The following is a 12,527-nucleotide window of genomic DNA, read 5'->3' on the forward strand; positions in this document are numbered from 1 at the left end:
CGGTCAGCAGCTGTACGCCGTCCGCCCCGGGCCCTTTCACGGGCCCGGGGCGGACGGCGTACACGGTTCAGGCCGCAGGCTCGGGGGAGCGGGCCGAGCGCCGCGCCCCCTCCAGGACGGCCGCCAGGAGCCCGGGGAAGCGCGCCTCCAGGTCGTCCTCACGCAGCCTGCTCATCCGTGAGGTCCCCTCGTAGTGCTGGCGGATGACGCCCGCCTCGCGCAGCACCTTGAAGTGGTGGGTGGTGGTGGACTTGCTCACCGGAAGGTCGAACGCGATGCAGGCCATGTCGGCGTGCCCGTCCGCCAGCTCGCGCACGATGGTCAGCCGGACGGGGTCGGCCAGTGCGTGGAGCACGGTCTCCAGGCGGATCTCCGCCGCGGACGGGTGGGCGAGCCGGCGCCCGGACGTGACGGCGACGGTCTGCTCGGTCGTGGGCATGGGCGGCCTCCTTCAGGTCTCGCGCCTCTAAAGTACGAAGAACCTCGTAGTTTGACAACCGCCGTACTACGAGGTCTATCGTACTGGCCATGGCGCCGCTGCCCTTCCAGCCCGGCAGGACGCCCAGGCCGTGCCCCGATCCTGAGGAGACATACCGGTGAGTGCTCTGTTCACGCCCCTGAACCTGCGGTCCCTGGAGATCCCCAACCGTGTGTGGATGTCCCCGATGTGCATGTACTCCGCGGCCCCCCACGGGCCCGGGGCGGGCGTGCCGACGGACTTCCACCTCACCCACCTCGCGGGCCGCGCCGCCGGCGGCGCCGGGCTCGTGATGGCCGAGGCCACCGGCGTACGCCCGGACGGCCGGATCAGCCCGTGGGACCTGGGCCTGTGGAACGACCGCCAGCAGGAGGCCTTCACCCGGATCGCCGCGGCGATCGCCTCGCACGGATCGGTCCCGGGGATCCAGCTCGCCCACGCCGGGTGAAGTGACTATCGTGTAACGCATGACAGCCACAGGGCTCCGCATCGTAGGAGCCGTACGCATCAGCCGGTACACCGACGCATCGACGTCGCCAGAGGTGCAGGAGGAGACGGTCACCGCCACCGGGGCACGGGTGGGCGGTGAGTTCGTCGGGTGGGCGAGGGACCTGGACATCTCCGCACTCAAGACGACGCCATGGGAGCGCGAGGAGCTGCGCCACTGGCTGGACCGTCCCGACGAGTGGGACGTCATGATCTGGCAGCGGATGGACCGCGCTGTGCGGTCCATGGCCGACATGGCGGACCTGGGGCGGTACGCCAAGAAGCACGGGAAGCGATTGATCTTCGCCAGTGGGCCGGGCGGCGACAAGCTGGAGCTGGACTTCAGCTCGCCCATGTCGGAGCTGATCATGCTGATCCTCGCCTTCGCCGCTCAGCTCGAAGGCCAGACCATCATGGAGCGGAACCAGGGGGCAGCGGCACACCTCCAGTCTATGGGGCGCTGGGCCGGCGGAATGATCCCGTACGGGTACGCCCCGGGCCGGTACGTCTTCCCTGACGGCAACGAGGGATGGTGGCTGTTCGAGCACACGAGCAAGGAGCCCACACACTCCACGGCGAATATCCGACGCGCCATGGCCGCGCGCGCAATTGCCGGACGGAACTACAGCGAGATCCTCCGGTGGCTGGAGGAAATGGACGCCATCACGCCTGAAAACCATCGGGCCCTTCTCGCCACTCCGCCCCGCAAAATCGACCCTGACAGTAAATGGGGCCTTACCAGCGTCAGGGACATGCTCCTCTCGCCGGTCATGCGGGGGCACATCGTGAAGAAGGATGGCACGACCGTTCGCGACGCGGAGGGGGCTCCCGTTCTTCAGGGAGAGCCGCTTATCGACGACAACACCTGGCACTCGCTGCAAGAGGCTCTCAAGGTGTTGTCGACGGGACCCAAGGGCCCACGCCGAAAGGACGGACACCCGCTCCTCGGAATCCTCGTGTGCGGCGTATGTGACCAGAACATGTACGTCAACTGGTACTCGGAGCGACGAGGTGGGCGCGGGGCGAAGGGGCGTCCGACAGGCGTGAAGAAGGAGGTCTTCCGCTGCAGCGGGAAGGCGCACGCCAAGGGGACACCGTCGCTCAGCATCCAGTGCAAGGAGGTGCTGGAGTACGTCGAGGAGCAGTTCCTCGCGCACATGGGGCCCTTCAAGCGTACGCAGGTGATCCGCGTTGGAGGCGTCGACCATCGCGCGGAGATCGCAGACCTGACGGCCGACGTGGACGAGCTGTCAGTGCGGCTGGGGCAGTTGCGGGGGCCTGCCGCGGACGCCGTCATGACGCAGCTCCAGGCGCGCTCAGACCGGCTTGAGGCGCTTCGGGCCGAGCCTGTCCGGCCTCCCCGGGAGGATGTCGTCACGCTGGACAACACATGGGCCGACGACTGGGCCGCAGCGGACGACGCCCACGCCCGTCGACGGATGCTGGAAGAGGCCGGCGTCCGCGTCACCGTCCACCCTCCGGCCCGCTGGAGGCCACCGGCTGCGGAGCGGCTGACGTTCGAGGTGGGCACCCACGTGGATCCGGAGCAGGATGCGCTCGACGACATCGCGTATCAGGAGTCTCTCTAGGTAACGAGATGGTAAAGGATTTCAGCGGCCCCGGACGTCGATGAGCCTCCGCCTTTTCGTCGCCCACCGCCTCCGCCGTCCACAGGTGCCGGTGGATAACTGCGTAGCGTAGGCGTCATGGGTGAAATTGTCACGCATCGTGGATGCGGGCGGGTCAATCTGGCCAAAAAGACAAGATGGACCCCTATTTTCCTTTCTCCTTAACGCGCGTTAGAGAGAAGGAAAATAGGGGTCTAGTTTGCCTTTTTGTCCTCGGTTTGACCGGAGGGCGAGGACGGAGGAGTTCAAGATCAACAAAACCGTCACAGCGTCGACATACATAATGTAGGAAGAGTTTTACGGAGACCCTGACGAGTGGCGCGGGTCCTGTATCACCCTTCCCCCAAGCCGGTCGGCAGCGCTCCCCGCTCCGTGGAACTCTCCTCCCATGTTGCAGCGGGTTGAGCGCTGCCGACCGCTCACACCTTCGACGTCCCACACGCTAGGGCAGGGCGGCGGACAACTTCACAGACGGACTCGGGTAGCTCCCGGGCCCAGAGAGCCCCCGGCGTCCCTAGCGCTGGGGGCTCTCGTACATCTAGGGGTTGCGATGGAACAGGTTCCGACACTGAGCCGATCTCAGAAGGCGAGATTCTGGAGCAAAGTGAGCCGCGACGTAGACGTCTGCTGGCTGTGGGCTGGGACCGTGAACAACACGGGGTATGGGCGCTTCTGGCTGACTGGCAGGTACTGGCAAGCGCACCGGGTGGCATACACGCTTGCGTGCGGCCCGATTGCGGACGGCTTGATGGTGGATCACATCTGCCGTAACCGTCAGTGTGTCAAGCCCGCTCATCTAGAGGCCGTATCTCCGCGAACTAACACACTCCGGGGAGACTCACCGACTGCGCTGAACGCCCGCAAGGGTGTGTGTGTCAATGGGCACGTTCTCGCAGAAGAGAATCTTGTGCAGCCTGTGAGCGACACCCGACGATGCCTGGCCTGCCATCGCGCGCGAAGCCGAGAGGGGAACCGCCGATACCGCGCCCGCCGCAAGGCAGCGCGAGGCAGTGCGGGGCTGTAGGCGACGACTTTTAGACTTCAGGGTGGAGGCGACGATACCGGCGAGTGGCGCGGTATCTCCTCCGCCCTGATGAACCACCCTCTCGCCGGCAACGGGGACAGGGCGACGTCATGCACTCCGGGACCTCCCGGAGCCAGCCTCTGGCGTCAAGCTTGGCCGTGCGGTCTCCGCGCGGTGGGATTCGTCAGGGCCGCGCTATGGCGCCCTGGCTGACCGTGGGTTGGCGGGGACGCCACGGCGAAGGTAAGGGGCTGCTTCGGCAGGAAAATCCACCTCCCCGGATCGTCGGTGCCTTAAGCGGCTGGCCTAGAGCCAGAGGGGCGGAGGAGTGGCTCGACGACACACCTTTCGTAGCTCAATGGCAGAGCCCCGCGTTGTGGTCGCGGTGATTCCGGTTCAACTCCGGGCGGAGGGACGACGCACGGCAGGGCTCCGGCCGGAGTCTCCAGCGTGCTTAACCCGGGCAGTTGAGACGTGCTAGCCACACGCCGGCTTCCGGGGGATTGGTCTCGTAGCTCAGTCTGGATAGAGCACCGGATTACGGATCCGGGTGTCGGAGGTTCGAATCCTTCCGGGACCACGCAGCGCGCCTACAGGGCTTCCTGGGGCTACGGCGCGCTCTCCCTCGTCTAGGGCGGCTTCACACCCGTCCCTGCGATGACGAGGGGCTTGCCTAGCTAGCTCAGTTGGTAGAGCGCCGGTCTCATACGCCGGAGGTCGGTGGTTCGAGTCCATCGCTTGGCACTGACGACCCTGCACCGCCGCGGAGTGTGCTCCTCGCAGCCCTGGTACGCCAGGTGGGTCGTCACCGAGGTAGCTTCTCGGTACCCCGTCGTTCACGGACGGCGGGGAGGCGGACGGTCGTCTTCCTGGAGGCATCCAGCACAGCCGGTCGACGCCGAATGGGCGTAGCTCAACTGGAAGAGCAGCGGTCTCCAAAGCCGCGTGTTGGAGGTTCGAGTCCTCCCGCCTGTGCAAGGGCCGTCCCGTGCTGCGACTAGCTAGCGCGCGGCCGAACGTGGTGAGAGCCGGCAGGCTCGGAAGCCGCGAGTAGTGCACTGGCAGCGACACAGCGAGCGTGCACATGCTGTCCGACGGCGGGACCCGGACAGTACCCGTAGCGTGCCAGACGCATTGAAAGCCGGGACGCCTGAGCGTGGGCAGGTATGTAGTTGACGCCGCTGGCAGGCCGAGACACCCATGCACGCCCCTGTAGCTCAGTCGGTAGAGCGCCTCTCTCGTAAAGAGGATGTCGCGGGTTCGACTCCTGCCAGGGGCTCTTGCTCCACGTGCCACGGGACGTGGAGATGTGCGCGACCCGTAGGCGGTGGAACGCCGACGACGAGCGACGCCGGAGACCTGACGAGGGAGTTCGTCAGCGTGCGGACGGCCACGGGACATGGCGCAGCTTGGTCAGCGCATCCGCTTTGGGAGCGGAGGGCCGTCAGTTCGAATCTGACTGTCCCGACTCGGTTTCACCCGCTGCTACGGCTTCCCGGATCCGCGCTGCCACCTCCGGTGGCACCTGAGCGACGAGGGCCCGTGCCCCTGGCGTGCGCAGGGAGGACCGGTTGAGCAGTTCCTCGAAGTCTTCATCTGCGGACATGCACGCCATCCTACGGCGACAGCACAGGGTACGAGAAGACGCAGCCCCGCCACGGAGGATTGATCCCGTGAGCGGGGCTGAGCTATTTCAGGAGGACGCCTTGGCGCGCATGTTGAACGCCCACGCGGCCCGCTGGCAGCGTGAGACGGCCACCTACGGATACGAGGTCAAGGGCAACCTGCGAGCCCGCGAGGAGCGATCCTGGCGACGCGAGTGGGCGGAGGAGAACGCTTACGACTTCGGCAGCTCCACAGTGAACGCCGGCGTCTCGTCCATCAGCCCGCCCCAGTAGCTGACTGTCCCACCCTTGGCACCGACGTCCAGCACGAGCGACCCCGTGACGGCCTGCCCCGGCTTGTACGTCGCATCCAGATCCTGGCCCTCGCCGACCTCCTCCAGTGTGGCGGCGTCCTGAGCGGCGGTGTCGGCGTTCTCCCACTTCATCATCCCGTACGTGGCGATCTCGCCCGGCTTCTGCCCGACGTTCTTGATCGTCAGGGTGAGCCGGACGTACTGCCCGTTCTCGGGCTCGTTCGTCGTATCCACGTCGGCCGACGTCACGTACTCCGCACTCTTCGCGGTCACCTCGAACGTGGTGGCGACCTTCGCGTTCTCCCCGTACTCGTCCGCCTCCAGGAAGTCCCACGTGGCCGTCTGACCGACCTTCACGGGAGGGGCGGAGGAGGGCGCCACGGACGGCTCCGCAGGCTCCTCAGCGGCCTCCTGGGCGGCAGGAGCGGACACCTTGGCGGGCGCTGGTTCGTCAGCCGACGAGCACCCCGTGACAAGCGAAAGAACCACTGCACTCGCTGCTGCTGAGAACGCGGCATGCCGAATGAACGCCTTCACGGCGACCCCCGAATTTAGAGCGGCCTCCCCTGGCCGCGGATGTCCCGAGTGTAGGCACAAGTCCCGGACGGAGGTGGGCGAATGGCGTGGGATGGAAGCACCCGCAGAGCGCGCCTTCCGAAGAACTGGCCCGCCATTCGACGTCGCATCATCCGGCGTGATGGGGGGCAGTGTGTGGCCCTGTACAGCACAGGCGCGCGGTGCGAGCTACCCGGCACAGACGTGGACCATATAGAGCCAGGAGATGACCACAGAGAGAGCAACCTGCAGCTCCTGTGCACGTGGCACCACGCACACAAGTCCTCATCTGAGGGAGGCACAGCAGCCGCCCTCACGAGGGTGAGCGTGCACAGGCACCCTTCTACACACCCCGCCCTGGAGGACTGATGGTGGAGCGCATACGTACGCGCCTGCGTGGGTGGGCAAAGGGTGGAGGCAGCGTGCCACCACTGCCGCCTACCACGGTGGGTGCGGCGCTGAGCCCCGCACGAGTAGCCCTGTGGTGCGCATGCGCTGACGTACATAGCAGCGTGTGTGACATGCGTGCCACCACATACGCCCGCCTGCTGGCCCACCCACAGGACCGCCCATGAGCGGCGCCCATGTGGTGCTGGAGGAGGCAGAGGACACAGGCGAGGATGGCCTGAGCATCACACGCGTGATCGTCAACGGTGTTGATGTTGGTCGACTCGCGAAGCCGCCGAAGATCGCAGTCGGAACGAAGGATGAGAGATCGCTGACGACAGTGACGATCACGCTCGTGCCGTCTCGCCTGGAGATCAAGGGCGAGCGTGCTGACGGTGATCGTCGGGAGCCGCGGGCCGGCTTCACGGCGAAGATCAACTAGCCCGACCCCAGGGGGGTGATCCCCTCCGGGGGATTATGACGACCGTAAGAGTGCTGGTTCTCTCTGTCTGTACGGGTCTGGGGCTTCGGAATCGGCGCCCGCTGAACCGAACCGGCCGGGAGGCTGTCAGGCGTCCGCACAGGGCCTTGAAGGGGTATTCCTGATGGGCGGGAGGCGTTAAGCGTTACTCGCCGGCCTGCTGACGTCGTGCGGTTCTCGCAGGTCAGAAGCCTGTAAGTGTTACACGCCCCCTGCTACACTGGAGCCATGATGCGGACCGAGCGAACGTGCACCTGGTGCGAGGGCGACATGCCTTTGACTGCCCGTGCCGGCGCGAAGACGTGCTCCACGCGCTGCCGCGTAGCCCTTCACCGGGCGTCGAAGAACGTGCTCCCCATCGAGCTGACGACCCGCGACAGGTGGGTTCGACGCTCATTCACGAAGGTCCCGCTGACGATTGGCGACATGCCGGCCAGCAGCACGGACCCGCGGACGTGGAGCAGCTACAAGGGTGCCTCCGCCTCGTCGGCCGGCGTCGGTCTGGGCTTCGTGCTGAGCGACGTCGACGACATCGTGTGCATCGACCTAGACCACTGTCTCAACCCGCTCACGGGCCGTCTGGCGCCGTGGGCCGCAGCCATCGTGCGAGACGCGGGCACCACCTACGTAGAGGTGTCCCCGTCCGGCGATGGACTGCACATCTGGGGCCGCGCGGACGTCCGACAGGGGCGCCGCATCCGACGCCCCGACGGCACGGCTGTAGAGGTCTACGGAACCGGCCGGTACATCGCAATGACGGGCCGCCGACATGGCTCCTGCCCGTCGATCCTCGCGGACCTCTCCGCGGTGGTTTCGAAGTTCACGGCTTAGCCACTTCCCGGCATGGGACGGCACCGCCGTTCACTGACCGGGAGGTTCCCATGACGCATGATCCCGTGGATGAGCTGAGTCACTTCAACGATGATGAGCTGGTCACCGTCGACGAGGTGCACATCCTTACTGGGGCTGAGCTTGCGGAGATGGTGGCAGTCATGCTCCGTCGCGAGCCGTTGACATTCCTTGCCGGAGAAAACTGATGGCCGGCCGAGGACCCGCCCCCAAGGACCCCTCCAAGCGCCGCCGGCGCAACGCCGCGGACCCGGAGACGGTCATCACCCCTGACGACGAACTTCGCGGCCCGGAGCTGCCGGAGGGCGTCCTAGGCGTCAACACCAAGACCGGTGAACTCACCGAATGGCACCCCATGACGCTTGCGTGGTGGAACGAGTGGCGTACCTCCCCGCAGGCGCAGACTTTCACCGGAACTGACTGGTCATTCCTCGTCGACACGGCCCTGATGCACCACTCGATGTGGGACAAGGGTCAGTGGACGCTTGCCGCTGAAGTGCGCCTCAGAGCAGCCAAGTTCGGCGCTACGCCGGAGGACAGGGCCCGTCTCAAGCTCAAGGTCGACGAGCCCACCGCAGCCCCGCAGAGGCCCACTCAGGCCCCCGCCGGCAACGTCACTGACATCACTTCCCGCAAGGCGAGGCTGACCGGCTAACTACAGAGAGGGGGCGCCGATGCCGCATGAAATCGTACGCGCCCCCGGCCACGATCGGTCCCGCTCTCTTGGGTGGATGGCCGTGGCGTGGATGGAATACTTTGTGGTTCATGGCCCCGGTGATGTTCAGGGCGACCCCGTCCGCCACGGCGACGAGTACACCGGATTTGTTGTCGACTGCTACGCCGTCGATGACAACGAGGGGCGTCTCCTCTACGACTCCGCCTTCTTCTCCCGCCCGAAGGGCTGCGACAAGAGCGGACTGGGCGCCCGCATCGGCCTCTTCGAGGCTCTGGGACCCGCACGCTTCGCCGGATGGGCGGAGGGCGGCGAGGTTTACCGCGACCCGTGGGGGCTGGGCTTTGAGTACACCTACGAGCCGGGCGAGCCCATGGGGCAGCCGGTCAAGGTGCCAGTTATCCGGATCATGGCCACAGAGGAAGGCCAGACCGGGAACGTCTACGACACCATCCATTTCAATTGCACCGACGATGCGTCGCTGATTTCCGCAATTCCGGGACTTGACGCAGGCCTGACGAAGGTGAACCTTCCCTTCGGCGGCGAGATCGCAGCCTCCACGGCGTCTGCCGCCTCCAAGGACGGTGGCCGCGAAACGTGGGTCTGCTTCGACGAGACTCACCTCTACATCACGCCTGAACTTCGGCGGATGTACAAGACGATGACGCGAAACCTGAAAAAGCGAATGCTTATCAGTCAGACGTGGTATCTGGAAACGACCACGATGTTCGCGCCCGGTCAAGATTCTGTTGCTGAGCGGACCTACGAAGAGGCCAAGGCCATTCAAGAGGGACGCAAAAAACGCGGTCGCGCTCGCCTCATATACGACCACCGGTACGGCGTGTGTGCGGACTTGAAGAACGAAGAAGCGCTCCGGGCCGCCTTGATCGACGCCTACGGCGACGCGATGGCGTGGATGAATCTCGATGCACTGATCGACGACTTCTACGACTTGCGCAACGATTCCGCAGACGGAAAACGCTACTTCCTCAACTCGCAGACATCCTCCTCCGACGCGTGGATGGACGTCGACGCCTGGCAGCTATGTAGGCGCGACGAGGCACTAGCTGACGGCGAGTTGATTACCCTCGGATTCGACGGCTCGATTCGCGACGACGCAACCGCCCTTACCGCCTGCCGAGTTACAGACGGGCATATCCAGCTCCTCGGAGTCTGGGAGAAGCCGGAAGGGCCGGAGGGCGATGACTGGCAGGTTGACCGCGAGTCCGTGAACGCCGCCGTTGCTGACGCATTCGCCCGCTACGAGGTCTGCGGCTTCTACTGCGACCCGCCGCACTGGCAGGACTACGTGGACGCCTGGACCCGGGACTACGCGGAGGGGCTCCAGCTCAAAGCCGTTCTTTCCCGCCCTCTGGAGTGGTGGACGAAACGCCCGACGGCGATGGAACAGGCGCTCAACCGATTTGTTGAAGCCGTCGATGATCAGGGCCTCACGTGGGCTGGCGTCGACAAGGCGGACGACGTGGATACGCCGTTCGCCCGCAAGGGCCTCGCTCTCTCTCGCCACGTGCTGAACGCAAAGCGCCGGCCGATGGGCGGCAACCGCCACATCGGCATCGGCAAGGAACACCCCAAGTCCCCCAAGAAGATCGACGCTGCCATGTCCGCCACCCTCGCCTACGAGGCCCGCGCCGACGCCGTCGCAGCAGGAATCACCAAGCGCAAGAAGCGCTCTGGACGTCTCGTAGCCTTCTGAGGAGGTTCGTGAATGCCTATTGATGCTACGAGGGTTGAGTCTCCCGGATGGTGGCTTCAGCGGCTCGGGAAGAAGATGCTGGACGAGCGTGAGGACTCCCGCCCAGACGCTGACGGAGAGATCACCCCTGGCCTGAACACCTTGCGGCGATACGCCGAAGGGAAGGCCCCGCTACCTCACGTCCCTGGTGTCGACCCGCGGGAGGTCGCGGAGTGGATGAAGGACGCCCGGACCAACTGGACGTCGCTCGTCATCGACTCCCCGACCGAGCGCATGGGTGTCGACGGCTTTCGCTTCGGAGCCGCGAAGGGCAGCAAATCGGCGAAGGCTGCCGACGAGGACGCCAACCGCATCTGGCAGGAAAACCAGATGGACGCGGACAGCGATCTCGTCCACTACGGCGCCATGTCCCAGCGACGCTCCTTCGTCCTCGTAGAGAAGGGCGAGGATGGCCGACCGGTGCTCACCCACGAGACGCCCTACCAGGTGGCCGTGGAGTACGAGCCGGGCAACCGCCGCAAGATCCGCGCCGGCCTGAAGATGCGCCGTGACGACTGGACCGGCGGCACGTTGGCTACGCTCTGGACACCCGAGACGGTCTATGCCTTCTCCGCGAAGACTTCGGTCCCGAACTTCTCGGGCCGCGCGGCTGCGCTGAGGCAGTGGGATGCGCTGAACCTCCCCAACGTCACCGACGGGCAGTGGACGAACGAGCTGGGCTTGGTGCCTTTCGTACCGTTCGTGAACCGCCGGAACCGCAGCCTGGACGGCTTTGCGGAGCACGAGGACGTTCTCTCGATCCAGAACCGGATCAACCTCTCGCTGATCAACCTGATCGCCGCGATGAAGTACGGAGCCTTCCGCCAGCGGTACGCCGCCGGCCTGGAGATCGCAGAGGATCCGATCACTGGGAAGGCCCTGGAGCCATTCCAGCTCGACATTCGAAAGCTCTGGACCACCGACGACCCCGAAGTCCGCTTCGGAGAGTTCTCTGCCACCGACCTCATGCCGTACGTGCGGGCCGTGGAGGCCGCCGTGCAGGATCTGGCCGCCATCTCGCGGACGCCGCCTCACTACCTCATCGGCGCCGTGGTCAACGTCTCCGGCGACGCGCTGAAGGCCGCAGAGACCGGACTGATCTCCAAGGTCCGTGACCGTCAGCGCACCTTCGGCGACTCCTGGGAGTCCGTCATGCGCCTAGCTTTCAAGGTGCTGGGCGACGAGGAGAAGGCCGGCGCGTTCGACGCCGAGACCCTCTGGCGCGACCCGGAGTCCCGTTCCATCTCGGAGATGGCCGACGCAGCCGTGAAGAAGGCCAGCGCCGGCGTTCCGTGGCGTCAGCGCATGGAGGACATGGGCTACACGCCCGCGCAGATCGACCGCATGGAGATCGACCGCGCGGCCGATGCACTGAACGACGCTCCTGTGGAAGACCCGCAGCCCGCCTCGCTTCAGGCGAAGCGCGACTCCCGCACGCTTATCACGCGGAAGCCGGAAGATGTCCCTGACGCGGCTTGACCGGCAGTACGGCGCCGCTATCGCAACTGTGTGGCGGACGACCCTCGGGCGGACCTCGCACACCTGGGCAGGGCTTGGATCCTGGAGGGATCGGGACGTACGGCGCTTCGAGCGCACGGCACTTCCGGTCATTCTCGGAGGACAGCGCCAGGTAGCTGCCCTGACAGCGTCGTACCTGGAGCGTCTCTATCGGGACATCGACGGCCCGAGCCGTCGCGTAGACCTGGACCTCGACACAGTGACCGGACGTGCGCTTCGCGACGTCGACCCCGACGAGGTCTACCGGAGACCTTTCAAAGAGGTATGGGCCGCTCTCGGCAACGACGTCCCGTTCGACGAGGCGTTGAGCCGCGGAGCCCACCGCCTGGAGACGATCGCCAAGACCGATCTGCAGCTAGCCCGGACGCACACAGTGCGCGAGGTTGGTGACGACATGCCGCGATTCGAGTACACCGTTCGCGAGCTGCAGGGTGAGTACGACTGCGCCCTGTGCATGATCGCCTCCACCCAGCGCTACCGCAAAAGGGACTTGGCGCCGATCCACCCCGGCTGTGACTGCCTCGTCAAGCTGGTCACCGCCGACGAGGACCCCGGCCAGGTCATCGACGAAGAGAAGCTGGAGCGCATCCACGAACTCGTGGAGGAGGCGCTCGGCAAGAGCGACCGCGGAGGACGAGCGGTCGACTACCGAAAGATCGTCATCGCGAACGAGCACGGCGAAATCGGCCCGGTCCTGGGCTACGCCGGTCAGCGGTTCACAGGCCCTGACGACATCAACCTTCCGACCTGACGCCCGACACGGGCTGACGACTC

Annotated in this window: 11 protein-coding genes, 6 tRNA genes and 1 pseudogene; 16 read left to right on the forward strand and 2 right to left on the reverse strand. The window is 65.8% G+C overall.

The genetic code is table 11. The annotated features are described in order from the left end of the window. Nucleotides 1-67: 67 nt before the first annotated feature. Complete coding sequence (locus tag IE264_RS17115) at nt 68-439, reverse strand: ArsR/SmtB family transcription factor (protein WP_032754545.1); 372 nt, start codon at nt 437-439, stop codon at nt 68-70. A gap of 157 nt (nt 440-596) precedes the next feature. Between IE264_RS17115 and IE264_RS17120 the strand changes: the two are divergent. From IE264_RS17120 to IE264_RS17160, 9 genes and pseudogenes are all read left to right on the forward strand, one after another. Further along, nucleotides 597-923, forward strand: a pseudogene (locus IE264_RS17120) (oxidoreductase); the annotation flags it as partial. Nucleotides 924-945: 22 nt separating this feature from the next. After that, nucleotides 946-2,553: a recombinase family protein gene (locus IE264_RS17125; protein WP_078657352.1), complete on the forward strand. Its 1,608-nt coding sequence runs from the start codon at nt 946-948 to the stop codon at nt 2,551-2,553. Nucleotides 2,554-3,142: 589 nt separating this feature from the next. Beyond that, the gene (locus tag IE264_RS38660; protein WP_190167656.1) at nt 3,143-3,616 is read left to right on the forward strand and encodes an HNH endonuclease signature motif containing protein; all 474 of its coding nucleotides are present in this window, start codon (nt 3,143-3,145) and stop codon (nt 3,614-3,616) included. 344 nt (nt 3,617-3,960) lie between these two features. Next, nucleotides 3,961-4,031, forward strand: a tRNA-His gene (locus tag IE264_RS17135). Nucleotides 4,032-4,121: 90 nt separating this feature from the next. Next, nucleotides 4,122-4,196 (forward strand) — tRNA-Arg (locus tag IE264_RS17140). Between the two features lie 91 nt (nt 4,197-4,287). Then, nucleotides 4,288-4,360, forward strand: a tRNA-Met gene (locus IE264_RS17145). A gap of 158 nt (nt 4,361-4,518) precedes the next feature. Beyond that, a tRNA-Trp gene (locus IE264_RS17150) sits at nt 4,519-4,591 on the forward strand. Nucleotides 4,592-4,822: 231 nt separating this feature from the next. Continuing rightward, nucleotides 4,823-4,895 (forward strand) — tRNA-Thr (locus tag IE264_RS17155). A 114-nt stretch (nt 4,896-5,009) separates the two neighbouring features. Continuing rightward, nucleotides 5,010-5,084, forward strand: a tRNA-Pro gene (locus tag IE264_RS17160). A gap of 369 nt (nt 5,085-5,453) precedes the next feature. Here the strand turns inward: IE264_RS17160 and IE264_RS17165 are convergent. Further along, the gene (locus IE264_RS17165) at nt 5,454-5,915 is read right to left on the reverse strand and encodes a DUF4352 domain-containing protein (RefSeq protein WP_032754553.1); all 462 of its coding nucleotides are present in this window, start codon (nt 5,913-5,915) and stop codon (nt 5,454-5,456) included. Nucleotides 5,916-6,660: 745 nt separating this feature from the next. Between IE264_RS17165 and IE264_RS17170 the strand changes: the two genes are divergently transcribed. The 7 genes from IE264_RS17170 (at nt 6,661) to IE264_RS17200 (ending at nt 12,504) form a co-directional block, all read left to right on the forward strand. After that, nucleotides 6,661-6,918 carry a hypothetical protein gene (locus tag IE264_RS17170; protein ID WP_032754558.1) on the forward strand — a complete coding sequence of 86 codons (258 nt, stop codon included), beginning with the start codon at nt 6,661-6,663 and terminating at the stop codon, nt 6,916-6,918. Nucleotides 6,919-7,383: 465 nt separating this feature from the next. Beyond that, nucleotides 7,384-7,788 (forward strand): hypothetical protein, encoded by a 405-nt coding sequence (locus tag IE264_RS17175; RefSeq protein ID WP_229887567.1) that lies wholly within the window; start codon nt 7,384-7,386, stop codon nt 7,786-7,788. Between the two features lie 50 nt (nt 7,789-7,838). Further along, complete coding sequence (locus IE264_RS17180) at nt 7,839-7,994, forward strand: hypothetical protein (RefSeq protein ID WP_158706490.1); 156 nt, start codon at nt 7,839-7,841, stop codon at nt 7,992-7,994. Beyond that, nucleotides 7,994-8,461 carry a phage terminase small subunit gene (locus IE264_RS17185; RefSeq protein ID WP_032754562.1) on the forward strand — a complete coding sequence of 156 codons (468 nt, stop codon included), beginning with the start codon at nt 7,994-7,996 and terminating at the stop codon, nt 8,459-8,461. The genes IE264_RS17180 and IE264_RS17185 overlap by 1 nt, the downstream gene beginning before the upstream one ends. A 76-nt stretch (nt 8,462-8,537) precedes the next feature. Beyond that, a complete protein-coding gene (locus IE264_RS17190; RefSeq protein ID WP_229887569.1) occupies nt 8,538-10,196 on the forward strand; it encodes a terminase large subunit domain-containing protein in 1,659 nt (552 codons plus the stop codon). A gap of 216 nt (nt 10,197-10,412) precedes the next feature. Then, on the forward strand, nt 10,413-11,714 hold the full coding sequence (locus IE264_RS17195) for a phage portal protein (protein ID WP_229887571.1): 1,302 nt from the start codon (nt 10,413-10,415) through the stop codon (nt 11,712-11,714). Continuing rightward, nucleotides 11,695-12,504 carry a hypothetical protein gene (locus IE264_RS17200; protein ID WP_032754978.1) on the forward strand — a complete coding sequence of 270 codons (810 nt, stop codon included), beginning with the start codon at nt 11,695-11,697 and terminating at the stop codon, nt 12,502-12,504. Before IE264_RS17195 ends, IE264_RS17200 begins: the two co-directional genes overlap by 20 nt. The last annotated feature ends 23 nt before the right edge of the window (nt 12,505-12,527 follow it).

Origin of the sequence: Streptomyces microflavus, assembly GCF_014650075.1 — a bacterium.
Classification (GTDB): Bacteria; Actinomycetota; Actinomycetes; order Streptomycetales; family Streptomycetaceae; genus Streptomyces; species Streptomyces microflavus.

Excerpts from the sequence above, each read along its gene's own strand:
- IE264_RS17125 (WP_078657352.1), top strand. The coding sequence starts at position 946 with ATGACAGCCACAGGGCTCCGCATCGTAGGAGCCGTACGCATCAGCCGG.
- IE264_RS17115 (WP_032754545.1), bottom strand. The coding sequence starts at position 439 with ATGCCCACGACCGAGCAGACCGTCGCCGTCACGTCCGGGCGCCGGCTC.
- IE264_RS17170 (WP_032754558.1), top strand. The coding sequence starts at position 6,661 with ATGAGCGGCGCCCATGTGGTGCTGGAGGAGGCAGAGGACACAGGCGAG.
- IE264_RS38660 (WP_190167656.1), top strand. The coding sequence starts at position 3,143 with ATGGAACAGGTTCCGACACTGAGCCGATCTCAGAAGGCGAGATTCTGG.
- IE264_RS17195 (WP_229887571.1), top strand. The coding sequence starts at position 10,413 with ATGAAGGACGCCCGGACCAACTGGACGTCGCTCGTCATCGACTCCCCG.
- IE264_RS17200 (WP_032754978.1), top strand. The coding sequence starts at position 11,695 with ATGTCCCTGACGCGGCTTGACCGGCAGTACGGCGCCGCTATCGCAACT.
- IE264_RS17185 (WP_032754562.1), top strand. The coding sequence starts at position 7,994 with ATGGCCGGCCGAGGACCCGCCCCCAAGGACCCCTCCAAGCGCCGCCGG.
- IE264_RS17175 (WP_229887567.1), top strand. The coding sequence starts at position 7,384 with ATGCCGGCCAGCAGCACGGACCCGCGGACGTGGAGCAGCTACAAGGGT.
- IE264_RS17180 (WP_158706490.1), top strand. The coding sequence starts at position 7,839 with ATGACGCATGATCCCGTGGATGAGCTGAGTCACTTCAACGATGATGAG.
- IE264_RS17190 (WP_229887569.1), top strand. The coding sequence starts at position 8,538 with ATGGCCGTGGCGTGGATGGAATACTTTGTGGTTCATGGCCCCGGTGAT.